Annotated in this window: 24 protein-coding genes; 6 read left to right on the plus strand and 18 right to left on the minus strand. The window is 58.6% G+C overall.

The genetic code is table 11. The annotated features are described in order from the left end of the window. The first annotated feature begins 282 nt into the window (after nt 1-282). Together MK745_RS07960 and MK745_RS07965 are read left to right on the plus strand one after the other, a co-directional pair. Complete coding sequence (locus tag MK745_RS07960) at nt 283-2,247, plus strand: polysaccharide biosynthesis protein (RefSeq protein WP_243612757.1); 1,965 nt, start codon at nt 283-285, stop codon at nt 2,245-2,247. Continuing rightward, nucleotides 2,244-2,732 carry an NUDIX domain-containing protein gene (locus MK745_RS07965; RefSeq protein ID WP_279391764.1) on the plus strand — a complete coding sequence of 163 codons (489 nt, stop codon included), beginning with the start codon at nt 2,244-2,246 and terminating at the stop codon, nt 2,730-2,732. Before MK745_RS07960 ends, MK745_RS07965 begins: the two co-directional genes overlap by 4 nt. Before the next feature lie 10 nt (nt 2,733-2,742). Here the strand turns inward: MK745_RS07965 and MK745_RS07970 are convergent, their stop codons facing one another. The 16 genes from MK745_RS07970 to MK745_RS08045 form a co-directional block, all read right to left on the minus strand. Continuing rightward, a complete protein-coding gene (locus MK745_RS07970; RefSeq protein ID WP_243612759.1) occupies nt 2,743-3,564 on the minus strand; it encodes a cell envelope integrity protein TolA in 822 nt (273 codons plus the stop codon). A gap of 2 nt (nt 3,565-3,566) precedes the next feature. Then, complete coding sequence (locus MK745_RS07975; RefSeq protein ID WP_243612760.1) at nt 3,567-3,947, minus strand: ExbD/TolR family protein; 381 nt, start codon at nt 3,945-3,947, stop codon at nt 3,567-3,569. A gap of 6 nt (nt 3,948-3,953) precedes the next feature. Continuing rightward, nucleotides 3,954-4,331, minus strand: coding sequence for an ExbD/TolR family protein (locus tag MK745_RS07980; protein ID WP_243612761.1), 378 nt, complete (start codon nt 4,329-4,331; stop codon nt 3,954-3,956). Nucleotides 4,332-4,336: 5 nt separating this feature from the next. After that, nucleotides 4,337-5,008, minus strand: coding sequence for a MotA/TolQ/ExbB proton channel family protein (locus MK745_RS07985; RefSeq protein ID WP_243612762.1), 672 nt, complete (start codon nt 5,006-5,008; stop codon nt 4,337-4,339). A 162-nt stretch (nt 5,009-5,170) separates the two neighbouring features. After that, complete coding sequence (locus tag MK745_RS07990) at nt 5,171-5,956, minus strand: heme ABC transporter ATP-binding protein (RefSeq protein ID WP_243612763.1); 786 nt, start codon at nt 5,954-5,956, stop codon at nt 5,171-5,173. A 4-nt stretch (nt 5,957-5,960) separates the two neighbouring features. After that, nucleotides 5,961-7,016: a FecCD family ABC transporter permease gene (locus MK745_RS07995; protein ID WP_243612894.1), complete on the minus strand. Its 1,056-nt coding sequence runs from the start codon at nt 7,014-7,016 to the stop codon at nt 5,961-5,963. A 24-nt stretch (nt 7,017-7,040) separates the two neighbouring features. After that, nucleotides 7,041-7,910, minus strand: a complete 870-nt coding sequence (locus MK745_RS08000) for a heme/hemin ABC transporter substrate-binding protein (protein WP_243612764.1) — start codon at nt 7,908-7,910, stop codon at nt 7,041-7,043. Then, nucleotides 7,907-8,959, minus strand: coding sequence for a hemin-degrading factor (locus MK745_RS08005; protein ID WP_243612765.1), 1,053 nt, complete (start codon nt 8,957-8,959; stop codon nt 7,907-7,909). Before MK745_RS08005 ends, MK745_RS08000 begins: the two co-directional genes overlap by 4 nt. A gap of 224 nt (nt 8,960-9,183) precedes the next feature. Then, complete coding sequence (locus tag MK745_RS08010) at nt 9,184-10,734, minus strand: acyl-CoA dehydrogenase family protein (protein WP_243612766.1); 1,551 nt, start codon at nt 10,732-10,734, stop codon at nt 9,184-9,186. Between the two features lie 3 nt (nt 10,735-10,737). Further along, the gene (locus MK745_RS08015) at nt 10,738-11,202 is read right to left on the minus strand and encodes a DUF3237 domain-containing protein (protein WP_243612767.1); all 465 of its coding nucleotides are present in this window, start codon (nt 11,200-11,202) and stop codon (nt 10,738-10,740) included. Then, complete coding sequence (locus MK745_RS08020; protein WP_243612768.1) at nt 11,202-12,074, minus strand: amidohydrolase family protein; 873 nt, start codon at nt 12,072-12,074, stop codon at nt 11,202-11,204. Before MK745_RS08020 ends, MK745_RS08015 begins: the two co-directional genes overlap by 1 nt. A 15-nt stretch (nt 12,075-12,089) precedes the next feature. Then, the gene (locus MK745_RS08025; protein ID WP_243612769.1) at nt 12,090-13,907 is read right to left on the minus strand and encodes a feruloyl-CoA synthase; all 1,818 of its coding nucleotides are present in this window, start codon (nt 13,905-13,907) and stop codon (nt 12,090-12,092) included. A gap of 3 nt (nt 13,908-13,910) precedes the next feature. Beyond that, on the minus strand, nt 13,911-14,393 hold the full coding sequence (locus tag MK745_RS08030; protein ID WP_243612770.1) for a MarR family winged helix-turn-helix transcriptional regulator: 483 nt from the start codon (nt 14,391-14,393) through the stop codon (nt 13,911-13,913). A 4-nt stretch (nt 14,394-14,397) separates the two neighbouring features. Further along, nucleotides 14,398-15,165 carry a crotonase/enoyl-CoA hydratase family protein gene (locus MK745_RS08035; protein ID WP_243612771.1) on the minus strand — a complete coding sequence of 256 codons (768 nt, stop codon included), beginning with the start codon at nt 15,163-15,165 and terminating at the stop codon, nt 14,398-14,400. 11 nt (nt 15,166-15,176) lie between these two features. Beyond that, complete coding sequence (locus tag MK745_RS08040; RefSeq protein ID WP_243612895.1) at nt 15,177-15,941, minus strand: SDR family NAD(P)-dependent oxidoreductase; 765 nt, start codon at nt 15,939-15,941, stop codon at nt 15,177-15,179. A 145-nt stretch (nt 15,942-16,086) separates the two neighbouring features. Next, nucleotides 16,087-16,503 carry a MarR family winged helix-turn-helix transcriptional regulator gene (locus tag MK745_RS08045; RefSeq protein WP_347813646.1) on the minus strand — a complete coding sequence of 139 codons (417 nt, stop codon included), beginning with the start codon at nt 16,501-16,503 and terminating at the stop codon, nt 16,087-16,089. A 163-nt stretch (nt 16,504-16,666) separates the two neighbouring features. Between MK745_RS08045 and MK745_RS08050 the strand changes: the two genes are divergently transcribed. After that, the gene (locus tag MK745_RS08050) at nt 16,667-18,580 is read left to right on the plus strand and encodes an FAD-binding monooxygenase (RefSeq protein ID WP_243612773.1); all 1,914 of its coding nucleotides are present in this window, start codon (nt 16,667-16,669) and stop codon (nt 18,578-18,580) included. A 36-nt stretch (nt 18,581-18,616) separates the two neighbouring features. On the opposite strand, the gene MK745_RS08055 is transcribed toward MK745_RS08050, so the two are convergent. Beyond that, a complete protein-coding gene (locus MK745_RS08055) occupies nt 18,617-20,281 on the minus strand; it encodes a sulfatase-like hydrolase/transferase (protein WP_243612774.1) in 1,665 nt (554 codons plus the stop codon). A gap of 175 nt (nt 20,282-20,456) precedes the next feature. Between MK745_RS08055 and MK745_RS08060 the strand changes: the two genes are divergently transcribed. From MK745_RS08060 to MK745_RS08070, 3 genes are read left to right on the plus strand one after another with little or no spacing between them, the layout of a single operon-like run. Next, nucleotides 20,457-21,641: a M24 family metallopeptidase gene (locus MK745_RS08060; protein ID WP_243612775.1), complete on the plus strand. Its 1,185-nt coding sequence runs from the start codon at nt 20,457-20,459 to the stop codon at nt 21,639-21,641. 40 nt (nt 21,642-21,681) lie between these two features. Beyond that, nucleotides 21,682-22,860: an acetylornithine deacetylase gene (gene argE / locus MK745_RS08065; RefSeq protein ID WP_243612776.1), complete on the plus strand. Its 1,179-nt coding sequence runs from the start codon at nt 21,682-21,684 to the stop codon at nt 22,858-22,860. 17 nt (nt 22,861-22,877) lie between these two features. After that, nucleotides 22,878-23,738: a YihY/virulence factor BrkB family protein gene (locus tag MK745_RS08070; protein WP_243612777.1), complete on the plus strand. Its 861-nt coding sequence runs from the start codon at nt 22,878-22,880 to the stop codon at nt 23,736-23,738. On the opposite strand, the gene cls is transcribed toward MK745_RS08070, so the two are convergent. Beyond that, complete coding sequence (gene cls / locus MK745_RS08075; RefSeq protein WP_243612778.1) at nt 23,733-25,136, minus strand: cardiolipin synthase; 1,404 nt, start codon at nt 25,134-25,136, stop codon at nt 23,733-23,735. The genes MK745_RS08070 and cls overlap by 6 nt on opposite strands. Between the last annotated feature and the right edge of the window lie 123 nt (nt 25,137-25,259).

Genomic DNA, 25,259 nt, shown 5'->3' on the forward strand with positions numbered 1-25,259 from the left:
TAACCAGGCGCTGGATAGATTCCTTGGTAGAGCGAAGGCCACTAAGTCTCGGCCATGCCTCATGATATTGGACGACCTTTGCTGGCGGGCCTTTGATCTTCTGACTCCGTTCGCGAGAGCCGAGAAAGCAACCTGCACCGAAACGACGCAGCAGAAGTTGGCCGATGACCGCAGAGATATTTGAGCAGCGTGGAAGTTTTATTGTTCCTGTCACACCAATACTGTAGGTTGTATGCGCAACAATTGCTTGGCGGCCCTTTCAACGAGTGAGGTTTTTTAACCATGTCGGACGTCACCAGTTTTCTCGCAGGCTTGAGCCGCAGAAGTAAGATCAAGCTGCAACTCATATCTGACGCAATGTTGGTCATAGTGTCGTTCTTCGGGGCAATGGCGCTCCGCCTTGAAAGTTTTCATTTCCTTTTTGACATCGGCATTCTTGGAACGGCCTTCCTGACGGCGCTGTTGACGCTCGCCGTTTTCAAGGCCTGCGGCCTATATCGGGCGCTTGTGCGCTACGTGACCGGCAAAGTGCTTGTGACGGTTGGGAAGGGTGCGTTGATTTCCGCGGTCCTCCTATATGTATCGAGCCTCATTCTTGACGCGGGCATTCCGCGCTCTGTGCCCTTCATGCACGCGGTGCTGGTTTTCCTGACGGTAGGCGGACTGCGCTTTTTTGCGCGGCAGTTCTTCAGGAACCCCGAGCAAGTCGGCAAACGCCCTGTGATCATCTATGGCGCGGGTGAAGCAGGGCTGCAGCTTTTGAATTCGCTGTTTCACGGGCGCGACTATCAACCTGTCGCGCTTGTCGATGACAATGAGCATCTGCAGAATCTCACAATCGGAGGTTTGCATGTCTATGCACCCTCCGATATCGAACGCCTCGCGAAGAGTCGCGGGGCGAAGGTCATCCTTCTGGCGATTCCCAGCATGAGCCGCCAGCGTCGGCGCGAAGTAGTCGAATCCCTTGAAGACCTGCATCTCGAGATCAAGACGATCCCGGGCATTTCCGAGATTATCAGCGGCAAGGCCAAGATCTCTGAACTTCGCACCGTCACCGCAGAAGACCTTCTTGGCCGCGATCCCGTGGCCCCGGATCCGGAATTGTTGAGCCACACGATCGACGGCAAGATTGTCATGGTTTCGGGGGCAGGTGGCTCGATTGGCGGAGAGCTTTGTCGACAGATCCTGACCCAGAACCCACACACGCTCGTTCTCTATGAGATGTCCGAATTCGCGCTTTATGCGATTGAATCCGAATTGACCGAGGCGGCGAAACGTATGGGGTATCAAACGCGCATCGTGCCGATTCTTGGATCTGTGCAGCATGCCCGCCGTCTTGATATGGCGATCAAGACCTTCGGTGTGCAAACGATCTATCACGCAGCTGCCTACAAGCACGTGCCGCTCGTCGAAGAAAACGTCATCGAAGGTGTTCGGAACAACATATTTGGCACGCTCGAGATCACACGCGCGGCGCGCAAACATGGGGTCGAGAATTTCATCCTCATCTCAACCGACAAAGCGGTGCGTCCAACAAATATCATGGGATCGACAAAACGCGTCGCGGAACTGATTTGCCAAGCGCAGGCGCGGGAGACGAGCACCACCGTCTTTTCCATGGTCCGTTTCGGCAACGTGTTGGGCTCTTCAGGGTCTGTGATTCCGCGTTTCAGTGCGCAGATCGAGGCCGGAGGCCCGGTTACGCTTACACACCTAGATATCACCCGGTATTTCATGACCATTCCCGAGGCATCTCAGCTTGTCATTCAGGCTGGCGCCATGGCGAAGGGCGGCGATGTGTTCGTTCTCGACATGGGCGAACCGGTCAAAATCCTCGACCTAGCCATGAGCATGGTGAAGCTACATGGCCTCACGCCTTATCTCGTAGAAGACGTCGCACAGATCGCACCGGAGAATGGCGATATACCGATCTGTGTGACAGGGCTTCGCAAGGGCGAAAAGCTCTATGAAGAACTGCTGATCGGAAACAATCCGTCTCCGACGAGGCACCCTCGGATCATGACGGCTTCAGAGGTCTCGCTTCCGATGAAAGACTTGGCCGCCGTACTTGATCGTCTCTTGGCGGCGTGCACGAACTTTGATCTTCCTGAGATCATTGCAATCTTCCATGAACTGCCGGTGGACTATCGCCCTTCCCATGATGATATCTCTGATCTAATTTGGTCCGAGGGTATCTCGGTGCCCGCACAGACACATCTAAAGATCGTAGAAGCCGCCAATTCATGACCTCACTCACTCAATCGCGTCGCGGGCTTGGAGGTCGGCTCGCGGGCCGATTGCTGCACTGGTTCTTTCTCACAAAGCGTGGACTGACTATTGGGGTCCGTGCGGTTGTGCGTTGTCGGGATGGAAAATTCCTCTTATTGCGCCACACATATCTGCCGGGCTGGCACTTTCCGGGAGGTGGGGTCGAGCGGGGAGAGACCGCCGAAACGGCGCTTGGCAACGAGCTTTTTCAAGAAACCGGCCTACGACTTGCGCAGAAACCAGTGTTGCACGGTGTGTTCTTCAACAAGGGTGTGAGCAAGCGGGATCATGTCCTGGTGTACCTCTGCGAAGTGCAGGGAGAGGCGCCGACGAAGGCTTCGAGCATCGAAATCGCTGAATACGGTTTCTTCGCAGCGGACGAACTTCCGCAAGATATTGATCCGGGCACTGCGCGACGCATCCGTGAGATCGCAGAAGGGGCAGAGCGCCACGAAGCTTGGTAAGCGACGAAGTCTAGCGTGATTTGATGGGCAGTCGGAAAGACTGGGTCGTGAGGTTCAGCCCGGCAGGCGCTGCGGGAAACCGGCCCGCTTTGCGGACAGCGGCCAAGGCGATCTTGTCGAGGCGCGCATTGCCAGAGCTTTTCGCAAGCGACACATCGCGGAGCGTTCCGTTGCTCGCCACTGTAATGGTCACGATCGCTGTTCCGCGACCTGCGCCGCGCGGTGTGCTGCGGGCGATCTTGGCCCTGATCTGACCGCCCCAGCGCGACAAGAGAGACGACCTTTGCGCCTTGCTAAGAGTGGCAGTGTTGGATTTCTGACTATTGCCCCGCGCCGCGCCATCGCCGCTGCCTTCGGCGCGTTTCGCATTGACCTGCGCCGCTTCCTTGGAGGCCTGTTGTTTCGGTTTGGGCTTTGGCTTTGGGGCCTCTGCTTTCTTCGGTTTGGGAGTCGGCTTGGGCTCGGGTTTCTTTGGCGGCGCCGGATTGGCAATCGGCACAGGCGGCGCGTCTGGGCGTTGCGGCATATCTGGCAACTCGAGCAAAGGCGTGGCCTTAGGGGGCGCCTCCTGAAGCGGTTGCGGCGAGATGGGGGCGCTCTGCGGCGCATCCGGCATCTGCATCGCGGTCTCAACAACGTCATCCGTTTCTGGCGGACGATCCCATGTCTCGACCATTCTCTGAATACTGGCGGATGACGGATTGATGGTCAGAAGGGACTCGCCGCCTGCTCCGGCACTCGACTCACCCGTTTCGGCCTCTGGCGCCCAGATCGCCAGATGCGCGACGGTTGCAATCGCGAGGAAAGCGGAAGCTTCGGCAATCACACGCATAGCTACCTCGACGAGGAAATGAGTTTAACGTTGCGCACACCTGCAGCGGCCAGACGCGGCAAGAGAGAGGCAATGCGGCTTGCATCAACGGCTTTGTCAGCACGGATCAAGAGCGGTTCATTCTCGCCAAGCCTCGCAAATCCAGCAAAGACATCGTCATCCTTCAAATCGCCATATACGAGGTTGCCGTCGGCAGAGATATAGAGAATGTGTTGACCCTCTGCCGGGGTTTCAGCCGTGGACTCCGGGGGGGTGATATCGAACGGATCAGGCGGGGTAATCTGTGCCGTCATCAGAAAGAAGATCAACAGCAGAAAGACGACATTGATCATCGGCACGATACTTTCGCGCATGGGGCGTTTGGCTGGCCTATCCAAGATCATCAGCGTTTACTCCACCAGAACCAGCGTCTCATAACCCGCCTCAGCAAGGCTTTCCATGACACTCACGACACGCTGCAAATCGGCTTTGTCTTTGGCGCGCAGGATGATTGCGTCATCATGCGACAGCATCAAGGCACCAAGTTCAGGAAGGAGCGTTGCCAGCTCCATCTCCACCCCGTTGAGACGCACCGCATCAGGAAGGATGTCGATCAAACGCGGCGGACCTTCATACGGGGTTTCCGAAGACGCGCTCAGGGGCAGGTTGATCTCAACATCATGCCCAAAACGCGACGCCAGCATAAAGAAGACCAGCAGCAGAAAGACCACGTCAATCATCGGGGTCAGGCTGGGCTTGCGTCGCCGACGTGGAGGGCCGAGATGCATCGTCCTTACTCCGCCGCAGCCGAGTGGTTTTGCGCGTTGCGTTTGGGACGGCGGGTCAGAACACGGGTGATTGCGTCCTCCATATCCCCCTGAGCACGGTCTGCAACGCTTTCAAACCATGTCAGCGCGACACCCGCCGGGATCGCAACGGCCATACCTGCCGCGGTTGTCAGCAGTGCCTCCCATATACCGCCTGCCAATGCAGCGGGATCAGCGCGAGACCCCGCTTCTTGTAGGGTCTGGAAGGCCGTTATCATCCCCATTACGGTCCCGAGAAGACCAAGAAGGGGTGCCGTTGTCGCGATCAGCTCCAGAGCGCGCAACCCGGTGCGCGCCTCGGTCAGCTTGTTCCGAGCGACACGTTGGATTTCTTCGCGCGCTTCGGCATCGTTGAAACGGTCATCGAGCTCGGTTTCGATTGCGGCGCGCGCGACCACGGCGCGCAAGGATTGGCGATTGCCCAAGATCGCTCGTGCCGTGGCGACATCGCCATTTTCCCACGACTGCACCGCCGCCTCGGTATGGCGTCCGGCCCATGCGCCCAGCAACATCAGGCGCCAGATCTTCCACAGGATCAGAGCCAAGGTTAGAACGGACAGCGCCGCGATGGCCCAGATTGCTGGTCCACCCTTGATGAGAAACTCCTGAACATTCGTCCAGCTCGCTATCAGGTCCATAAGGATCCCTCCGAAATCTGGCCCTCATCGGACCGGTCTTGGCACGCACCCAATCGGTTCGGCGTACGGGTTCATACATGTTCCGGCGCCATATGAGGCATTGGCCTCTGCTCACGCAAGTCCGCGATTGGGACAGGAGACAGCTAACCGGAGTTTAATAGGTCATTCCGCCGCCATCTTTGCCGCATGAGGCAATATGAAGGTGCCTTGCGACGGCGCCGAATTGACCCGGACGTCACAATGATATGCACGGCTCAGGAGGGCGTTGTTAAAGACCTCCTCTGGGGCGCCCTGTTGCAAGATACGCCCTTCGCTGACAAGCGCCACGCTATCGGCAAACATCGCAGTGAGGTTGAGATCATGCATGACAGTGACGACACCACCACCCGCAGCGGCATAGTCATGCGCGATCTGCATGACCTGAAGCTGGTGACCGATATCAAGGGCCGATACGGGTTCATCAAGGAAAAGCCAGCGGGGTTCGCCGTCTTCGACCGGCGACCAGACCTGGGCGAGGACACGGGCGAGTTGCACTCGCTGTTGCTCGCCACCAGAAAGCTCTTGGTAGAAACGCCCCTCAAAGCCTGAAAGGTCGACTCGGGCGAGCGCGCGGTGAATCAGATCGGTGTTGCCGGCGGAAACCCCTCGGCTCAGGCCAAGTCTCACGACCTCGATCACAGTGAAGGGGAAGGCGAGGGGGGTGGCTTGGGGCAATACACCGCGCATCGCGGCAAGCTCCCAGGGTTTCAGGCGCGCGATGTTCTCGTTGTTGAGCCGGACCTCCCCCGCGTAGTCCGTCTCACCCGTCAGCGCACGCATTAGAGTCGTTTTGCCCGATCCGTTTGGCCCAACAATCGCTGTCACTGCGCCGGGCGCGGCATGGAAATCAATCCCGTGCAGGATCCTATGCGGTTCGTAGCAGACCGAAATATCCGTAGCGTCTAGCATAGCGTTACATATCCAACAGGCCGCGCTGACGCAGCAGAATCCAGAGGAAGAAGGGCCCACCCAGGGTCGCTGTCACGATCCCGATAGGAAGTTCAGCAGGCGCGATGATAACTCGGCTGATCACGTCCGCGATGAGAAGAAGTGCCGCACCAAGAAGCGCGGAGTTCACCAGAAGATAGCGATGATCCGGCCCGACCATCAGACGAAGCAGATGCGGCACGACGATGCCGATAAAACCGATGCCACCCGCAACCGCAACGGCGGCCCCAACCGCACCGGCAACCATCAAGATCGCGGTGTTTTTTAAACGCTGAACCGAAATTCCGATATGGGATGCAGCCGCTTCTCCTAGGGCGAGCGCATTGAGGCCGCGCGCAAGGAAAGGCACAATCGCAAGGGCAAGAAGGATCAACGGTGCAGCCGCGATGACCTTAGTCCATGTTGCGCCAGCCAATGATCCCATGCCCCAGAAGGTCAGTGTCCGAAGTTGTGCATCGTCCGCGATATAGACAAGGACACCCTGCAGCGCCCCGGCAAGCGCTCCTAGTGCGATCCCGGCAAGCAGCATGGTTGCGACAGAGGTGCGGCCCCGACGGGTCGACACCTTATAAAGAAGGATCGTGCTCAGCCAACCGCCAACGAACGCGGCGACAGAGACTAGGTAGTAGCCGAACATCGCGGCAACCGTTGCCGGGAGAAGTCCTCCGAGCACGATTGCGACAATCGCACCGAGACCGGCACCTGCGCTCACACCGACAAGGCCCGGATCGGCAAGCGGATTGCGGAACAAACCCTGCATTACCGCGCCCGACACCGCAAGCGCAGCCCCGACGAGCATGCCCATCACGGTGCGAGGCAGGCGGATATCCAGAAGTACGATACGATCCCGCGCAGAAAGCGCCTCGCCATTGGCGAGCCCAATCAATGCGTCCCAGAGCGAGGTGCCCGATGCGCCAATCGCAAGGCTAAGCAGTGCGGCGGCAAACAGGATGAACACTAGCGCAAAGGAAAGCGCACGGGCCTTTTGGCTCCGGTCGCCGGCGAGTGCGGGATCCGGCATGACATGTGTCAGAAAGGTCAAGGATCAGCTTCCGGCTTGGTTCAGGGCGGTTGCGAGGCTTGTCACGGCTTCTGCTGTTCGAACGGAGAAACCGAGCATCATCATCCCATCGAGGCGCACCACGGCATTGTTCTGTCCCGCAGGGGTTGCCGCGAGGGCCGGGTTGGAGAATATCTGTTCATTGGTGATCCCCATTGGACCAGACCGTTCCATCAAGAGGATGACATCGGCATTGCTTGCCAGAATGGCTTCTTCAGTGATCGGCTTGTATCCTTCAAAGCCGCTCGCTGCGTTGACTGCCCCGGCGAGTTCAATGATGCCTTGCGCAGAGGAGTTCTGTCCGGCTGCCATAACACGCCCATTGGCCAGTGACAGAATAAAGAGGACGCGTTTTTCTTCGAGGCCTGCTGTCGCCGCTTTGGCTTTGGCGAGATCGTTGCTCACCTTTTCAGAAAGCGCGGCGCCTTTCTCCGGCACGCCAAGCGCCTCGGAAACGGCAGTGATCTTGGCAACCACAGCATCGCCGGTAAAGCCTTCGGGGATTTCGACAACAGGAATGGCCGCTTCTTGCAGGATATCCATCGCTTCCGGCGGGCCGGCCCCCTCGAGGCTAATGATCAGATCGGGATCGACGGAAAGAATGCCCTCGGGCGAGAGGCGACGAATATATCCGATATCAGGAAGTTCCCGCGCGGCTTCCGGGTGGTTCGATGTCGTATCGCGCGCCACGAGGCGGTCTTCTTCGCCGAGCGCAAAGACGATCTCTGTGATCGCGCCACCCACCGCGACGATGCGGTTCGGCTCTTCCTCGGCCTGCGCAGAAACCGCGAGGGCGGCTGCGAAAATGCCCCCGATCGGAGCACGGAAGCTTCTCAAGATCTGAAAAAATGTCATGCCGGGACATCCTCTTTAAGGGTTTCCAACTCGGCAATCATGTCATTCCATCGGCCAGCGCCTTCATCGTCCCGCAGCACACCGAAGAACTGAGCGATAAGACCTCCTTCAGCGTCAAACGCCTCCACAGAGATCGCGTCCCCCGCCCGCGTGGCCTTGGTAACAGCGTAAATCTCGGCGATGTGATCTTTGCGCAGATGCATATCGAAACCGGGATCAAGCACATTGATCCAAGGCCCCATATCGACGATGCGGTGCACCGGTCCGGTATGAATTTCGATACACCCCATGTTTCCGACGAAGACCATGATCGAGATCTCGCGCTCGGCCGCGCGATGAAGAAGCGTTTCAACGGCGTCGTTGCCGAGCCGGCGTGCATAGGGTTCTCCCGCGACGCGGTAGGCCCCAAGCCGGTTCATCTTGATGCGACGGGTCATCATGAGGAATTGATGCGTGTCGGTGATCTTGTCCCATTCGCTGCGCAGGCGGTCAGCCTGATCTGGGGTGCCCTTGGCGCCTTCGGTCGGCTTGCGGGGGGAGACGGTCAGAGTGTCGGACTGGTCCTCGATCTTTAGCTCTTCGACCACGGGCGCCCAGGCGTCCGCGTTCGAGCCTTCGCGCAAGAAAACCTTGTGAACCGCATCACCCGCCGCGTCGAAGACCTGAATCGTGCGGCGCATTCCGCGGTCGGTTTCCTGTTCGATGGCAAATCCATGGACCCAGTGTTTCGGGAACATGCGCAGGTCGATATCTTCATTGACGACAAGCGCGGCATGTTCACCAGGGCGAAACCCATCGTACACACCGACTTTCTCGATCACACAGCTTTCGTTGCGCGTCAAAGCCATGACCTCGCCGAAGCGATTGAGCGCGGGCATGATGCGGTCCATATCTGCGGTGATTCTCGTCACAGTGTCGCCCACGTGCGCGGCGACGAGCTGCGCCTCGGAAATTCCGAGTTTGTCGGCGAGATCGCGGTCGCGCATCTTTGGGTTCTCGGCGCGAGCGGCCTTGATTTCTGTTGCAGTCCTGACGTTTGCCTCTTCCAAGGGGCTCTCCTTCGCGCATTGTTTTGGAATGTGCATCTGGCTAGCGCCCACGGGGACACGATCGCTGGATCAGCAGGCGCAGCTATGGCGCCGAATTTCGACAAAAATAGTCGGCTTTATTTTGGAGTGCAAGAGGCCGTCTCACCAAACCCGACCCGAGGGTCGCATTTCGTGCGGGAACGCCTTCGTCCTATGCAACATCCTTGGTTTCTTGGCGCGCGCCGTTAGAGACGACCTGCCATGAATGCTGAAACTCGTGAAATCCGAGAAGGGTCAAGGTGCTGAGCAGCAGCCCCCTCGATTCTCGCCCAAAGGCAAGAAAGCAAGGCGTCAATCGTCACCAGCATAAAGGCATGCGCGCCCGCTGAAGGATCCGCTTGGTCGCAAGTCTCTTGTCGCGCTGTGCGCCATTTTTCGAGCCACGACGACACGGCGCCTGAGCCGGATGTTTCTGCTTCTTGACTAAGGAAAGTGTCAAAGGCATCCGCGGGCGCGCCCTGGGCAAGCCGTGTCGCGAGCATTCGGGCATGTATTCCATTCGCGCCCTCGTAGATCGCTGTAATCCGGACGTCGCGATAGGTCTGTTCGACCCGGTATTCGCGCAGATAGCCGTAGCCACCGAGGATCTGAATTCCCAGATCAGCGGCTTTCATACCCGCTTCGGTGCAATAGACCTTGGCCACCGGTGTCAGGAACTCTACGAGGTCGGGGTTGTCGCCCGCCTCCATGGTGACACAGGCCAGATGCGCCATGGCGCGCGCGCCGAGGGCAAGGCTATCGATCTCGTCCAGCATCCGACGGACGTCTGCGTGCTGATCAAGTGTCACAGGCGCACCATCCGCTCCACGTCCCTGCACACGATCCGCGGCATATGCGCTCGCGATGTCATGCGCGCGTGCGGCGTGAGCGACACCTTGCAGGGCCACATCCGCGCGCGCATGGTTCATCATCGTGAACATCGCCATAAGGCCTTGCCCTTCGGCACCGATAATTTCGGCCTCTGCGCCGTCAAAGGCGAGTTGGCAGGTTGGTGATGCGTGCAGGCCCATCTTCTCTTCGATGCGCGTCACGGAAACAGTATTGCGGGTGCCATCGCGGCGTTCAGACGGGCAGAGGAAGAGAGACAAGCCCTTGACACCATTGTCGGATGTACGGGCGAGGACGAGGTGCAGAATATGCTCGCTCATGTCCTGATCGCCTCCGGAGATAAAGATCTTCTCTCCGGTGATGGCCCAGCCATTCTCTGTTTCTTCCGCGCGGCAGCGCACACGGGCGAGATCCGATCCGGCCCCTGGTTCGGTCAGGCACATGGTCGCCAAGGTAGCACCCGATGCAAGGGGCGGGATATGGCGGCTCTTCTGGTTTTCGGTGCCAAACCGCAGAAGCGTGCGCACCGCGCCAGGCACGAGGCCCGTTACCATCTGCAGGCTATGATTGGCCCCAGAAAAAATCTCTGAGGTGACAGCGAGCATCAGCGCACCAAGACCCTGACCGCCATAGGCCTCTGGCACGGTCAGGCTCGGCCAACCCTGTTCGGCATAGGCCTTATAGACCGCGCCAAATCCATCCGGCATGCGGACGCGGCCATTTTCAAGCGCGCAACCTTGCAGATCACCCGGCTCATCCAAAGGCGCTATCTCGCCTTCGGCGAAGGCAGCAAAATGGCCGCCAATCTCGGCAGTGAACTCCGCGTCGAACTCTGGAAGGGCAGGGGCGCCGGCCACATGGATCAACGAGAACAGGATATCATCAAGCGGGGCCTGAAACGGTTTCATGGTTTACAGAACCTTGTAGTAAGCGATTTCAACAGCTGAGGCGCGCCGAATTCCGGCACATACGAAAAGCGTATGGTTGACCCAACCATAGCGCGCATCGCCGGTCTCAAGGCGGGCCGCGGTGCGCATGTAGTAGGTCGAGGGATCGACGCCTTCTCCAGCGGCGAGCCGGGCGAGAACGTCTGGGGGCCCGTGGCGCGTGCCAACATTCACGATCTCGATCAGTGCGCCATCCCCGGTCTCGACCGCATAGCGCGTATCGAGATGGGCCGCGCCATCCTCGAAGATTGTCTGCCAATCGGCGCCAAGGTTGAGGATCTTGCCGGTCAATTCTGGGCCAAGCGCCTCGCCGCCGATGATCGGAATGATCCGACGCATCCCCGCACGTCCCCGGCCCATCTCCAACGGGGCCGCAAGGTCGACGCGCAGTGTAAAGCTATGGGCGAGCGAGGGGACGGGGATCTGCATCATTCAAATCCAAGAAGACGCGCAGCGTTGCCCTTGATGATATCCGGGCGCAACTCGTCCTTGATGTTGATCTGCTCAAAATCCGAGAGCCAACGTTCCGGCGTGATCATCGGCCAGTCCGACCCGAAGAGTACCTTCTTGCGGAGAATCGAATTGCAGTATTTCACAAGGATCTCCGGGAAATACTTCGGCGACCAGCCGGAGAGGTCGATATAGACATTCGGCTTGTGCTGGGCGACCGAGAGCGCCTCTTCCTGCCATGGGAAAGACGGATGGGCGAGGATGATCTTGAGGTCGGGGAAATCGACGGCCACGTCATCCATATACATCGGGTTCGAGTATTTGAGGCGCATGCCGTTGCCGCCGGGCATGCCCGATCCGACCCCAGTCTGCCCGGTATGGAAAAGTGCAATGCCGCCTTCTTCCTCGATCGCCTCGTAGAGCGCATACGCCATGCGGTCATTGGGATAGAAGCCCTGCATGGTCGGGTGAAACTTGAACCCCTTGATGCCGAAATCGCGGATCAGGCGCTTGGCTTCGCGCACACCCATCTTGCCTTTCCAGGGGTCGATGGAGGCAAAGGGGATGAGCACATCGTCATTCTCGGCCGCGAGCTCAGCCACTTCCTCGTTCTTGTAGCGGCGATAGCCAGTTTCGCGTTCGGAATCGACCGGGAAGATCACCGCGGCAATGTTCTGTTCGCGGTAGTGGGCGGCGGTTTCCGGGATGGTCGGCGGGTGCGACCAGGGCGCGCGGAAATACTTGGCCATCGTGGATTGCAGATCGTCATACCCATCATCCGCATGGCAACCGCAGGGTTCTTCAGCGTGCGTATGAATGTCGATCGCGCGGACCTTGGAGATATCTACCATTTGTCCAACTCCTTGTTATATCGTGATGATCGCCGGATCGGCGTCGTCATAGAGCCGCTCAAGAAGGTCTTTGCGGCGCGTGAGGATTTTTCGGAAGTTCAGGTTGCCCTTGGCGGTCATCTCGCCCTCGGGCATCGAGGCCGGTTCGCTGAGCACAATCGCGCGAGAGATCTTGGTCGAACTTCCCGAGATTTCGCGAGCGCGCTCGGCAAGACGGCGATGTATCTCACCCTGCAAGAGCGTGCACCGATACGCACCGTTGTCATCCGTGAGATCGAAGCCTTCGCGCTTGAGTTCGGCCACGTCAGGGAACACCATGACACCGATCTGGTTTCGGTCGGCTCCGGTGATGACAAGGTCCGTCGCAAGCGGTGCGAGACAGGCCAGCATGTCGATCCGAAGCTGTGCCGCGCGCACCCATGTGCCGGTCAGGAGCTTGAAGTCTTCCGAGATACGCCCGTCAAACTTCATGCCGCGATCAATATCGTCCGGATCGACGAAGACCATAGCATCGCCGGTGACAAAGAACCCTTCCTCGTCAAACGCCTCTGCGGTCTTATCGGGGTTCTGGAAATAGCCGGGCATGACATTCGGGCCTTTCACGCGCATCTCGCATCGCATGTCCGCGTCGGGAATCAATTTAAGCGTCACACCTGTCATCGGAACACCGACGACGCCGGAGCGGTCTGTAGGTTCTTGCTGCATCATGGTGGCGGGCGCGGTTTCGGTCAGGCCCCAGGACGACGTCATAAGAGGCACTTCACCTTTCACCTCCATCGCCATCGCTTCGAACCCTTCCCAGACATCCTGTGGCAGAGAAGCGCCTGCATAGAAGATCAGGTCGAGATCGGCGAAGAAACGTTGCCGGAGCGCCGTATCCTCGCGCAAGGCAGCAAGCAGCATGCCAAAGCCCACAGGCACGTTGAAGACAAGAGAACCAGTGACCATCGAAAGGTTCTCCAGCGTGCGCTCGAACAGGCCTTTGACGGGTTTGCCGTCATCGACATAGTAGCTGCCGCCGTTGGACAACATCATGTTGAAGTTATGCGAGCCGCCAAAGACGTGGTTCCATGGTAGCCAATCGACAACACGCGGCGGACGTTCCCGCAAGAAGGGCAGGGAGTCTGCAAGCTGCGTCTGGTTCACGCACATCATGCGCTGTGTCGTCATCACACCCTTGGGTGCCGAGGTCGAGCCGCTTGTCATCAGGATCTTGGCCACGGTGTCGGGCGTGACCTTGGCATGGGCCGCGGCGAGATCGACGCCCGCATCGCCTTTTAGCAGATCTGCGAACGGCGTGACTTTGCCATTCTGACCCGGTCTGCTCGCGACCACCTCAATCCCGTTCAAGGCATCGAGCGCCAAGGCTTCGTCGTATTGGTCAGCATCCACGACATAGGCCATTTTCGGACCGACAAGTTCGATCGCGTGTTGCAGACGGCCATGCGCGCCATGGATGAGTGAGTATTGTTCGGCGACCGGAGCTGTGGGGACGCCAACATATTGCGCCGCCAAAGAAAGAAGCCCGTGATCGACGCCGTTGCCAGACATGATCAAGATCGGAGTATCCGGCCCCATACCGCGCGCAAGAAGCGAAGCCGCAATCGCCTGCACCTTTTCGAGGGTGGCACTGTAGCTTTCTTCGCGCCAGCCAGCGCCGCTTCGCTCGGCAATAAAGACCCGGTCAGGTGCTTCATTGGCCCAGTGGTGCAGCCAGTCAGCGGTTTTCTCGGCAACGGGGCCGAGTTCATAGTTCGAGCGCAACAGGATCGTCCCATCGGGGCGATTTTCGCGCGCTACGGAATGCTTGAGAAATTGCGAGGTGCGTTTCACGTCCTATCCCCTCCCTTGGCGTTTCTCGATGTGTTTCATCGCCGCGATCATTGACTTGATCGCGTCCTCCTCCAGCCCCTCCAGAAGCTGATCTTCATGCGCCGTCACAGCCGCAACGGCCTTGTCACAAAGCTGACGCCCCGCGAGGGTCACATGCAGCGCATAGGCCCGTCTGTCTGTCGGGACGCGGTCGCGTGTGATCAACTCACGCCGCTCCAATTCGTCGATAATGACAACAAGGTTCGGGCGCTCGATATCCATTGCATCGGCAAGCTGCGACTGACGCAGGCCTGGATTGTCGGCGATCAGGACCAGCGCCGTATAGGTCAACATGCGCAACTCAAAGGGTTTGAGCGTCTCAGCGAGATCCGCTTGGATCACGTTGAAGGCGCGCTTCATGTGATACCCGATGAAACGCCGCAGTGTCGCATCGCTGACCTTGGTCAGTTCTGGGGCGACCGTGTCTTTTGAAACAGGTTTCGCCATGGTCTTAACGGAATTTCGGCGCACGTTTTTCAAGGAAAGCCCGCAGGCCTTCCTCTGCATCCGGCGTCGTTTGCGATAGGGCGGCGGCGAGGGATTCCGTAAACAGCCCATCAGCCTGAGACATGTCATTGATCCGCGCAATCGACTGGATCATCAGGTAGTTTGACAGGGGCGCGTTGCGCGCGATCTTACCCGCCAACGACTGGGCCACTGCCATCGCCTCTCCATCACCGACCGAGTAATGCGCAAGGCCAAGCGCGAGGCCTTCATCGGCGCTATATTTGCGCCCAGTAAGCATCATCTCGGTCATGCGATCCGCTCCGAGCAGGCGCCCGACCCGCGCTGTCGCGCCACCGCCCACAAAGATCCCACGCCGCCCTTCCGGCAGTTGGAAGATCGTCGAAGCTTCGGCAATACGCACATGGGTCGACGCGGCAAGTTCAAGCCCGCCACCGATCACCGCACCGAACATGGCCGAGACCACGGCAAGGCCGCCGAATTGGATCTTGTCCATCACGGTATGCCAATGGCGCGAATGATAGAGGTTCTCCTCGGCGGAGCGATGCACGTGCTCGGAAAGGTCAAGGCCCGAACAGTAATGCCCCTCAATCCCAGTCAGAATGACGACGCGCACATCTTTGGGCGGCGCGGAAAAGAAGCCATCCAACGCCACGAGAAGCTCTTCGCACATGGCGTTGCGCTTGCCCGGACGGTTCATGGTCAACGTGGCGATCGGACCGTCGATGTCGATCTTGAGGATATCAGTGGCCATCGTGGCTCTCCTTATCGCGGCGGCAGGCGCACGGCGCCGTCCAGACGGATGGTGGTTCCATTGAGGAACGTGTTGGTGATGATCTGCTCCGCCAGGAGCGCGTATTCATGCGGCGTGCCAAGGCGCGGCGGGAAGGGGATGTTCGCGGTAATCTTCTGGGCAATCTCTTCGGGGAGCCCCTCCATCATCGGGGTATGAAAGAGCCCCGGCGCGATCGCCATGACACGGATACCCGATTGCGCGAACTCACGCGCGGCGGGAAGACACATGGAGGCGATGGCCCCCTTGGACGCTGCATAGGCCGCCTGCCCAAGCTGACCATCCTCAAAGGCGACAGAGGCAGTATTGATGATGACCCCGCGCTCCTGCGTGTCGAGTGCGTCCAGCTCGGCCATGCGGCGCGCACCGTGACTCATGACGTTATAAGTTCCGAAAAGATTGACCTTGAGCGTCCTCTCAAAGACATCGAATGAGAGCTTTCCCTCACGACCGACGATCCTGGCAGCCATACCAATCCCGGCGCAGTTGATGACGATCCGAGGAGCACTTCCGAATCTCTTTGCCGCAGCATCAAACGCGGCGCTCACCGCCGCCTCGTCGCTCACATCGGTCTTCACGGCCAGCGCGCCGATCTCGGACGCGACTTCCTCCGCGCGCTCGATGTTGAAGTCGACAATTACCACCTTCGCACCTTGCGCTGCGAGATGGCGTGCCGTGGCTTCGCCGAGTCCGCTTCCACCGCCGGTGACCAATGCAACCTGATCCTTGATATGCATCTGCATTTCCTCCTCTTCGCACACGTTTTCTCAAACAAGAGTAAGAACGGCGCCAAATGCTGATTTTCCATAATGATTATACTTCATAACTAAATTGTCGAGAGAAATGATTTCAGAGATATCAATATCTTAGTGAAATACCACGTCAGTCTTCGCGATGGGCATTCGTGGCTTTCGTTGCAAGAGACAGGAAGGTCTCACGCTCTTCATCGCTTAGCCCGCGCAAAATATCGGTTTGCATTTCGCGCACGATCGGAAAGACGTCATCCACCATTTTTCGCCCCTCCGTGGACAGGAAAACTTCCCTCGCGCGGCGATCTCTTTGGCTCACCTTGCGCACAACCAGCCCCTTTTTTTCGAGCCGATCAATGACCCCTCCAATCGTCGCGCGATCATAGGCAATAAGCGCAGCGATACGGGCCTGATCGACGCCAGGATTTGCACCGATCGCGTCCATTGCAGCGAACTGAACGGGCGTCAGATCATGGCCGGCACGCTGCGCATGGGCCGAAAAAACATGGGTCGCGATTTGGTGCAGCCGCCGAATCAAATGGCCGGGCATCGTCTGAATTTCCATGAGAAACCTTTAGCATTTTTTCAAATCCTCGCGCAATTACAGTGTGTTGCTGACAGTAGTGTGCACACTCATTAATTTGTTGACCAATATTTGTAAGTATAGTTATTATTTTTGCCAAGGCAGTCGCCAAACAGATCGGAGGACCCTCATGCAATACCATTTGAACGGCTTCACACCCGGCCATCCGGACGTATCACCCGCAGCTTCGACCGCTGCACGTCATCGAGGCGCCAATGGTCTGCCGGAAAAAGTCGACGTTTTGATTGCCGGGTGCGGACCGGCAGGCCTTTGCCTTGCGGCGCAGCTTTCCCAATTCCCAGACATCTCGACCATGATCGTCGAACCGAAGCAGGGCCGTATGGAAAAGGGGCAGGCCGACGGGATCAACGTTCGGTCGATGGAGATGTTTCAGGCCTTTGGGTTCGCTGACGCGGTGAAACGCGAATCCTATTGGGTCAATGAGACGACCTTCTGGGCGCCAAACCCTAGTGCCCCTGGAGAAATCAAACGCGTAGGACGCGTTCAGGACGTCGAGGACGGGATTTCGGAAATGCCCCATGTCCTCATCAACCAGGCGAGGGTGCATGATTTCTACCTCGACATCATGTCGAATTCCGCCTCGCGTCTCGAGCCCGACTATGGGTTGAAAGTTCTTGACCTCACTGTGGATGCAGAGGCGGAAGACTACCCCGTAACCGTTACGCTTGAGCGCACCGATCCAGAGCGCGCCGGTCAGACCGAGACCGTGCGCGCCAACTATGTTGTCGGTTGCGATGGCGCCCGCAGCAATGTGCGCAAATCCATCGGCGGTGCATTGCACGGCGACGCCGCGCATCAGGCGTGGGGGGTAATGGATGTGCTTGCCGTCACGGATTTCCCGGATTTCCGTATGAAGGCGATCATTCAGTCGCAAGGCGAAGGAAGTATCCTCGTCTTGCCACGAGAGGGGGGCTATCTCGTGCGGCTCTATGTCGAACTCGACAAACTGCACGAGAATGAGCGCGTCTCTGAGCGCGGACTTGGCATTGACGACATCATCGCGAAAGCCAAACGCATTCTTCAGCCGCACGCATTCGACGTGAAAGATGTGGTTTGGTGGTCGATCTATGAAATCGGCCACCGTCTCACCGACAAATTCGACGACGTGCCGGCCGAAGACGTTGCAACACGCGCGCCGCGTGTCTTTACCGCCGGGGATGCCTGTCACACCCATAGCCCGAAAGCCGGGCAGGGGATGAATGTCTCGATGGGAGATACGTTCAATCTAGGCTGGAAACTGATCTCTGTCCTGACAGGCCGGGCTGCGCCGGACCTCCTTCATTCCTATTCCCGCGAGCGTCAGGCCGCGGCGCAGGGGCTGATCGACTTTGATCACCAATGGTCCCGCGTCGTCGGTGCGCGCCCGGACGAGGCGGACAGCGACATGCCCCTAGTGCAGAAGAAATTCATTGAAGGTGGTCACTTCACCGCCGGCCTTACTGTAAACTATGAGCAATCCGCCCTCATTGGCGGCAAGGAATGGCAGGGGCTGGCATCGGGGTTCGAGATCGGGATGCGGTTTCATTCTGCGCCAGTTATCCGCCTTGCCGACGCAAAGCCGATGCAGCTTGGCCATGCGGTGACGTTTGGGCGTCGTTGGTACGTGTTCGCGTTCGCCGGAGAGGACGACCATGGACAGGAAGACGCCCCTGTCTCGAAGCTTTGTAGCTTCCTCGAGACGAGCCCAGATTCTCCGATTTCCCGTATCCGCAAATCAGGCGAAGATATCGACGCGATGATCGACGTGCGCGCCGTGTTCCAACAAGGCTTCCGCGACTTGGATCACACCAAGATGCCCTCGCTCTTGCGACCGATGAAAGGCCGCTTTGGCCTCGTGGATTATGAGAAAGTGTTCTGCTCCGACCTCAAGAGCGGCGAGGATATCTTTGACCTGCGCAATATTGATCGCGCCAAGGGCTGCATGGTTGTCGTGCGTCCGGATCAACATGTGGCGCATATCCTACCGCTCGAGGCATATCAGGATCTGGCCGCGTTCTTCGAGGGAATTTTTCTCCCGAAGTAACCACTTCGCGCTCTGACGTTGGGAAGGTGCGCTGCGTCAGGAGCGCGCCTTCATATTAGGTGCCTTGCGACCGCGATATTTCACCGTGAGATCAAGCGGCACGTCATTTTCGTCATAGACGCCAATGATAACGCCGCGCCCGCCGGATTTCCTGCGCATCTCCAAGAGTTGTTCTTCGCTACGGGTCGTGCGCTGTGATTGGCGACGGGTCCAGGCGAAGAGTTTGTCATACATTTCGGCGATGACCTCCGCGTGAGGGTCACTGTCACCTAGGTCGTAGAATTCCTCCGGATCGGCCTCGAGGTCGAAGAGCATCGGGCGATAGCCGCCTTCAAAGTGGATGAGTTTCCAGCGTTCGGTCGCGACCATGAACATCACCGCATCACGCACCGGGATGTCGTTCTTATCGGCCACAGGCGACGCGGAATAGTCATACTCGCAGATCACGTAGTCCCTCTGTGTATCTGCCGTTTCGCCGCGCACGATCGGCAATAGGCTTTCACCCTCGAGGATATGCAAGGCAGGGGCACCACCCGCGACCTCAACGAAAGTCGGAGCGAGGTCTATGCTCTCGACGAGCGCATTGCAGACCGCTCCACGCGTTGCATCGGCCTCGGGTGAGGGATCGTAGATGATGAGCGGCACCTTGATCGCTGCGTCTTGGAAGAAGGTCTTTTCGCCCATCCAGTGATCACCCAGAAAATCGCCGTGATCGGAGGTCAGGACAATCATTGTGTCGTCCATGCGCCCGGTGTCTTCCATCCAAGCAAAGAGACGTCCCATTTGGTCATCTGCCTGTTTGATAAGGCCCATATAGGCGGGGATCACCGCGTCGCGCACGTCCTGGCGGGAAAACGCCTCGCCAACCTTGGTTTCCATAAAGGCCTTGAAGATCGGGTGCGGGTTCTCCCGTTCACGCTCGGACCGGCTCACTGGAGGGACATGCTCTGGCCCATACATCGAGGCATAGGGTTCAGGCACGATATAGGGCCAATGTGGCTTGATATAGGAAAGGTGACAGCACCACGGACCGTCATGGCCGTCCATAAACTCCATGCCGCGCCCAGTCAGGTAAGGTGTCTCGCTATCAGGTTCTGCGATATTGGCGGCCTCAGCGCTATTCTTCAGGAACCAGCCCGAAAGCACGTTGCCATCCTCGTCAAGGCCGGAATTCGCGAAGTCATGCCAAGGGTTGTCGCTCTCATAGCCTTTTCCACGAAGCCATTCATTGTAGGATTTGGCACCGTCAGGATCATAAAACCCCTCCGGTCCCTCCGGAAGCATGCCGTCATCCCGCTCAAACACGTCAAAACCGCATTCGGCAACCCGCGCACCAATAAGGGAATCCGGCTCGAGCCCGAGACGCGCCATGCCCTCTGCATCGGCGCGCATGTGGGTTTTACCAACCAGGTAGCACTCCATACCCACCTTGCGCAGGTGATCGCCCATCGTCATCTCGCCAACTTTGAGCGGGATGCCGTTCCAACTTGCCCCATGAGAATGCACGTAGCGCCCGGTATATGTGCTCATCCGGGAGGAGCCACAAATCGGCGACTGGATATAGGCGCGGTCAAAACGAACGCCCATGGACGCCAACCTGTCGATATGCGGGGTTTCAAGATGCGCATGTTTATAGCAACTTAGATAGTCCCAACGCAGTTGATCGAACATGATGAAAAGAATGTTCTTCGGCGCAGACACGGTCTTTTAACTCCCCATTTTTTCGGGAACAGTAGCCCGGAAAATGGGCCAACGGAAATGGCTGGGCCGCGATTCTTTTTTGACGTTTTCCCGACGGCGCATGTCGGGAATGAACGCGCAGGATTCGGTTTCCCGCTTCAGTTTGCCCGGATACACCAAAATGGGAGACAGGATCATGCCGGCAGGTAAGGCCCCTTTTTCGCTTGCTGAATATGACCGCCGTTTGGCAAAGACGCGCGCCGCCATGGCCAAGGCCGGGCTCGATGCCATCTTTGTCACCGACCCCTCGAACCAAGCCTGGTTGACGGGTTATGACGGTTGGTCCTTCTACGTCCATCAAGGCGTGATCGTCCCAATGGAGGGCGAGCCCGTCTGGTGGGGGCGCTACATGGATGCGATGGGCGGTCTGCGGACCTGCTGGATGGCCGAAGAGAATATCGTTGGCTATGCGGACAACTATGTACAATCGACCATACGCCACCCGATGCAAGATCTTGCCGGTCACCTCAAGCGCCTCGGCCTTGAGACAGCACGGATCGGTGTCGAGATGGAGAACTACTATTACTCTGCGAAGGCTCATGCGGTCCTGACCGAAGAGCTGCCCAGTGCGACGCTTATAGACGCCACGGCGCTTGTGAACTGGCAGCGGCTCGTGAAATCCGAAGAAGAGATCGGCTTTATCCGCAAGGCGGCACGGATCACGGAGAAGGTCATCCATACCGCAATCGAGCGGGCAGAACCGGGTTTGCGCAAGAACGAACTGGTCGCCGACATCTATCACGCGGGGATCGTCGGCGTGGACGACGACTGGGGCGATTACCCGGCCATTGTTCCACTGACGCCCTCGGGGCTTGATGCGACGGCGGCGCACCTGACCTGGAATGGTGATGCCATGCGCGCTGGTGAAGCGACCTTCTTTGAACTTTCGGGCTGCTATCGCCGCTACCACGCACCGCTTTGCCGGACGATCTATCTTGGCACGCCGCCACAGGATATGCTGGATGCCGAAAAGGCCCAGCTTGAGGGGATTGCCGCAGGCCTCGAGGCCGCGCGCGCAGGCAATAGAACCTCGGATGTCGCAAATGCCTTCCTTGCAGTGCTTGAAAAACACGGCATCAAGCGCGAAGGTCGTATGGGGTATCCGATCGGGCTGAGCTATCCGCCGGACTGGGGCGAGCGCACCGCGTCGATCCGCACCGAGGATGAAACCATTCTCGAACCGGGCATGACCTTCCATTTCATGCCGGCGCTCTGGATGGAGAGCTGGGGTCTGGAGACCACCGAGACCATCTTGATTACCGAAGACGGCCCCGCCGAGACGCTTTGCGATGTGGACCGCAAGCTGTTCGTGAAAAACTAAGAGGCGCTCCGCCAAGGCGTGGTGCTCCGGGAATGCACATATGACGATAATGACCGTGTCCAAGACGTTGCTTGAAGAGGCCAAGGCGCTTCTGGGTGAACTGATCGCCTTCGAAACCGTATCGAGCGCGAGCAATCTCGACATGATCGCCCATCTCGCGCGGCACCTGCAAGAAAGCGGTGCCGACGTCGAGATCCTGCATGACGAGACCGGCACCAAGGCCAATCTCTTTGCCACAATCGGACCGCGCAAGGACGGCGGAATTGTCTTGTCTGGGCATTCCGACGTCGTCCCGGTTCTGGATCAGGACTGGACCAGCGATCCGTTCCGCATGGAAGAGCGCGACGGCAAGCTCTATGGCCGTGGCACCTGCGACATGAAGGGATTCATTGCAGCGGCTGTTGCGATGGCGCCTTTCTACGCGGCACTGAACCCAACGCGCCCGATCCATTTCGCCTTTACCTATGACGAGGAAGTCGGCTGTTTCGGGGGGCAGGCGCTTGCCAATAGCCTCAAGGAGCTTGGACTTAAACCTGCGGTGGCGATTGTGGGAGAACCGACCTCGATGCGGATCATCGAGGGGCACAAGGGCTGTTACGAATACACCACCCGTTTTACCGGCCTCGAAGGCCACGGCAGCGGACCGGAACGTGGTGTCAACGCGGTCGAATACGCCGTGCGCTATGTCTCCAAGCTCTTGGAACTTAAATCAGAACTTCAGGCTCGCGCGCCCAAGGAAAGCCGCTTTGATCCGCCTTGGACAACGATCAACACCGGCTCTTTGGTCGGCGGCGTGGCCCATAATGTGATCCCCGGAAAGGCCCAGATCGAATGGGAGATGCGCCCGGTGCAGCGTTCGGACGCGGATCATGTCAAATCCGTCCTGGCGGCCTTTTGCGATGAAGAACTCCTGCCGCAGATGCGCGCCGTCTGCCCGGACGCAGGTATCGAAACCGAGATCATCGGAGAGGTCGATGGGCTTGAACCGGTCGATCAGAACGAGGCGCGCGATATCGTCATGGAGCTTACTGGTGCCAATGGGGCCGATCTCGTGCCGTTCGGTACCGAAGCAGGTATCTTCCAAGGCCTCGGCATGAATGTTGTCGTCTGCGGTCCTGGCTCGATCGAACAGGCGCACAAGCCTGATGAGTTCCTTGAGGTTGAGCAACTCTCGCAATGCCTCGCGATGTTGGGTAGGCTCTCGCATAAACTGGTCTGACCCAAGAGGCAGCAGATATGCAGATCTTCGCAACGGCGCTCTGGGATGCGCTTAACCGGTTCCTCAACAAGGGTGGCACGGTGCGGGCGAGTCATGTCGCGCTCTCGATGATGCTTGCGATCTTTCCCTTTTGCCTCCTGGCCTTATCGCTTGCCGGCGTCGTGAGCCGGATCGGCCTGACCGGGTCCGAGACCGAGCTGGGCGATATCCTCAACCTCGTGTTCGGGTCGTGGCCTGACACGATTGCCGACCCCATCGAAGGAGAGGTGCGCGCGGTGATGGAGACCAGCGATGGATCAATCATCACGCTTGGTGCCTTGCTGACCATTCTTTTTGCCTCGAACGGGTTCGATGCGATCCGCATCGCTGTCAGCGAGGCTTATCATGACCGGGATCCGCGCCCCCTCTGGAAGCGCCGACTTATCGCCGCCGGGTTCGCAGTCGGCGGGGCATTGTTGGTAACAGTCTCGGGGCTTTTTGGTGTGGTGATCCCGGTCTATGTGCGACTTGTCTCGGAGTACGCGCCGATCCTGCATCTTGATATCGTGACCCATGAAACGGTCGTATTTTGGCTCACGAGTTTCGTACTTCTGGCCGGTCTCGTGGCGATCCACAAATGGCTGCCGGGCGTCAAACGTCCTTTGAAAGCGATTTTGCCGGGGGTCATCCTCACGGTGGTTCTCTGGGTCATCATCGCCTATGGCTTCGATTTCTACGTGCGCAATTTTCCAACTTATTCCGTAACTTACGCAGGGCTCGCCGGGGTCATTGCGGCTCTGGTCTTCATGTACCTTATGTCCGCGGTGCTTGTCCTCGGAGCGGAATACAACGCGCGCCTTGGCGAGATTGCACAAGCCCGCAGGCGCCAAAGCTCATAAGAGCGGCGAGAACAGCCGCGCCACCGGGGCAAGGAGGCGAATCCAAAGCGGCTGAGCCGAAAGGGGCTTGGTCAGGGGCGTGCTCTTTTCGAAGTCAGCCTTGAGCATCTCCGCCACGGCGCTGGCCGCTTCCCTATCAAAGATCAGGGCAGTGGCTTCGAAGTTCAATCGGCAGGACCGGCTGTCGAGGTTGATTGTCCCAACCGACGCCATCTGGTCGTCCACCACCATAGATTTCTGATGCATAAACCCGGTGTCATAGAGATAAATCCCCACACCAGCCTCGCGCATCTCGTCAAAGCAAGCGTATCCGGCAAGGAAGGTGGCCCAGTGATCGGCCCGCGCGGGCACCAAAATCCGCACATCAACGCCTCGCATGGCCGCGACCTTGAGAGCCGACATCACATCACCCTCGGGGACGAAGTAAGGGGACGCTATCCAAAGGCGCACCTGTGCCATCTGCGCGGCCGTACAGAAGTAGAGCGTCCCGGTTTCAAACTCATCGGCAGGGCCGCTGGCAAGGAGGAGGGCGTCCTTGTCGGCAGCGGCGGTTCCCGCCTCCCAGTTCAGGTATTCGAACAGGCTTTCATCCGTAGCCCAAATCCAATCCTCGCAGTAGACCAGTTGAAGCTGCGACACGACTGGCCCATGAAGCACGCAGGCGGTATCGCGCCATGGTCCCATCGCCCCGTGGCCAAGGTATTCGTCTCCGACGTTGAGACCGCCGATAAAACCCTGTTTTCCATCAACAATCACGCATTTTCGATGATTGCGAAAATTGATCTGGCGGCGGTTGCTCGGCCCGCGCAGGGCGTTGCTATCGAGGATGCGGATACCGGCCTTGGTTAGTCGCTTGAGATAGGCGCGTGTGAGGCGTGAAGAGCCAATCGCATCATAAAGCACATAGACACGCACCCCACGTGTGGCGGCTTGGTGCAGACGCTCTGCAAGCGCGGCGCCGATCTCATCATCGCGCAAGATATAGAACTGCAGAAGGATATATTCATCTGCGGCGTCTATCATGTTGAAAATACGCGCAAATGTCTCTTCCCCATCAATCAGGAGCTCAAAGTCGTTCCCCGACAAGACCCGCGAAGCTGCGAGCCGCTCAAAGGCGGGAAATGGCGCGGGGTTTCCTTTCGGCGGAAAAAGCTGGCGGGCCTGTTCTATCCCGTCGAGCACACGCTGCGAGGCACGGCGGGCCACGACATAGCCAAGATGTTTACGATGGCCGAGAAAGAGGTAGCTGATCACCGCGAGGTAGGGCGCGGCAAGAAGGAAGACGACCCAAGCCACGGCCCCTTGTGGGGTTCGGGCGCTGCGCATGGCACGCATAGCAAAGATCACCGCGACGATCTCGAGGAGGATCAGGGCAAAGAGAGAGAGACTTGCCGTCAAAGGGGGCTCCCGGGCGATGGTTCTCTCAAAGCCTAGCCCCATCCCGACGCGGTTGCAAAGGCGGGGCGACGCAACGGCGAATGCGGCAGAGATTGCGCGCGCAAGAGAAGGCGCTATGCTCCC

This window comes from Shimia aestuarii (assembly GCF_022814865.1).
GTDB lineage: Bacteria > Pseudomonadota > Alphaproteobacteria > Rhodobacterales > Rhodobacteraceae > Shimia > Shimia aestuarii_A.

Bases quoted from the DNA above. Each gene is read 5' to 3' on its own strand.
- MK745_RS07960 (WP_243612757.1), top strand. From the start codon at position 283: ATGTCGGACGTCACCAGTTTTCTCGCAGGCTTGAGCCGCAGAAGTAAG.
- MK745_RS07965 (WP_279391764.1), top strand. From the start codon at position 2,244: ATGACCTCACTCACTCAATCGCGTCGCGGGCTTGGAGGTCGGCTCGCG.
- MK745_RS07970 (WP_243612759.1), bottom strand. From the start codon at position 3,564: ATGCGTGTGATTGCCGAAGCTTCCGCTTTCCTCGCGATTGCAACCGTC.
- MK745_RS07975 (WP_243612760.1), bottom strand. From the start codon at position 3,947: ATGATCTTGGATAGGCCAGCCAAACGCCCCATGCGCGAAAGTATCGTG.
- MK745_RS07980 (WP_243612761.1), bottom strand. From the start codon at position 4,331: ATGCATCTCGGCCCTCCACGTCGGCGACGCAAGCCCAGCCTGACCCCG.
- MK745_RS07985 (WP_243612762.1), bottom strand. From the start codon at position 5,008: ATGGACCTGATAGCGAGCTGGACGAATGTTCAGGAGTTTCTCATCAAG.
- MK745_RS07990 (WP_243612763.1), bottom strand. From the start codon at position 5,956: ATGCTAGACGCTACGGATATTTCGGTCTGCTACGAACCGCATAGGATC.
- MK745_RS07995 (WP_243612894.1), bottom strand. From the start codon at position 7,016: ATGCCGGATCCCGCACTCGCCGGCGACCGGAGCCAAAAGGCCCGTGCG.
- MK745_RS08000 (WP_243612764.1), bottom strand. From the start codon at position 7,910: ATGACATTTTTTCAGATCTTGAGAAGCTTCCGTGCTCCGATCGGGGGC.
- MK745_RS08010 (WP_243612766.1), bottom strand. From the start codon at position 10,734: ATGAAACCGTTTCAGGCCCCGCTTGATGATATCCTGTTCTCGTTGATC.
- MK745_RS08015 (WP_243612767.1), bottom strand. From the start codon at position 11,202: ATGCAGATCCCCGTCCCCTCGCTCGCCCATAGCTTTACACTGCGCGTC.
- MK745_RS08020 (WP_243612768.1), bottom strand. From the start codon at position 12,074: ATGGTAGATATCTCCAAGGTCCGCGCGATCGACATTCATACGCACGCT.
- MK745_RS08030 (WP_243612770.1), bottom strand. From the start codon at position 14,393: ATGGCGAAACCTGTTTCAAAAGACACGGTCGCCCCAGAACTGACCAAG.
- MK745_RS08035 (WP_243612771.1), bottom strand. From the start codon at position 15,165: ATGGCCACTGATATCCTCAAGATCGACATCGACGGTCCGATCGCCACG.
- MK745_RS08040 (WP_243612895.1), bottom strand. From the start codon at position 15,941: ATGCATATCAAGGATCAGGTTGCATTGGTCACCGGCGGTGGAAGCGGA.
- MK745_RS08045 (WP_347813646.1), bottom strand. From the start codon at position 16,503: ATGCCCGGCCATTTGATTCGGCGGCTGCACCAAATCGCGACCCATGTT.
- MK745_RS08050 (WP_243612773.1), top strand. From the start codon at position 16,667: ATGCAATACCATTTGAACGGCTTCACACCCGGCCATCCGGACGTATCA.
- MK745_RS08060 (WP_243612775.1), top strand. From the start codon at position 20,457: ATGCCGGCAGGTAAGGCCCCTTTTTCGCTTGCTGAATATGACCGCCGT.
- argE (WP_243612776.1), top strand. From the start codon at position 21,682: ATGACGATAATGACCGTGTCCAAGACGTTGCTTGAAGAGGCCAAGGCG.
- MK745_RS08070 (WP_243612777.1), top strand. From the start codon at position 22,878: ATGCAGATCTTCGCAACGGCGCTCTGGGATGCGCTTAACCGGTTCCTC.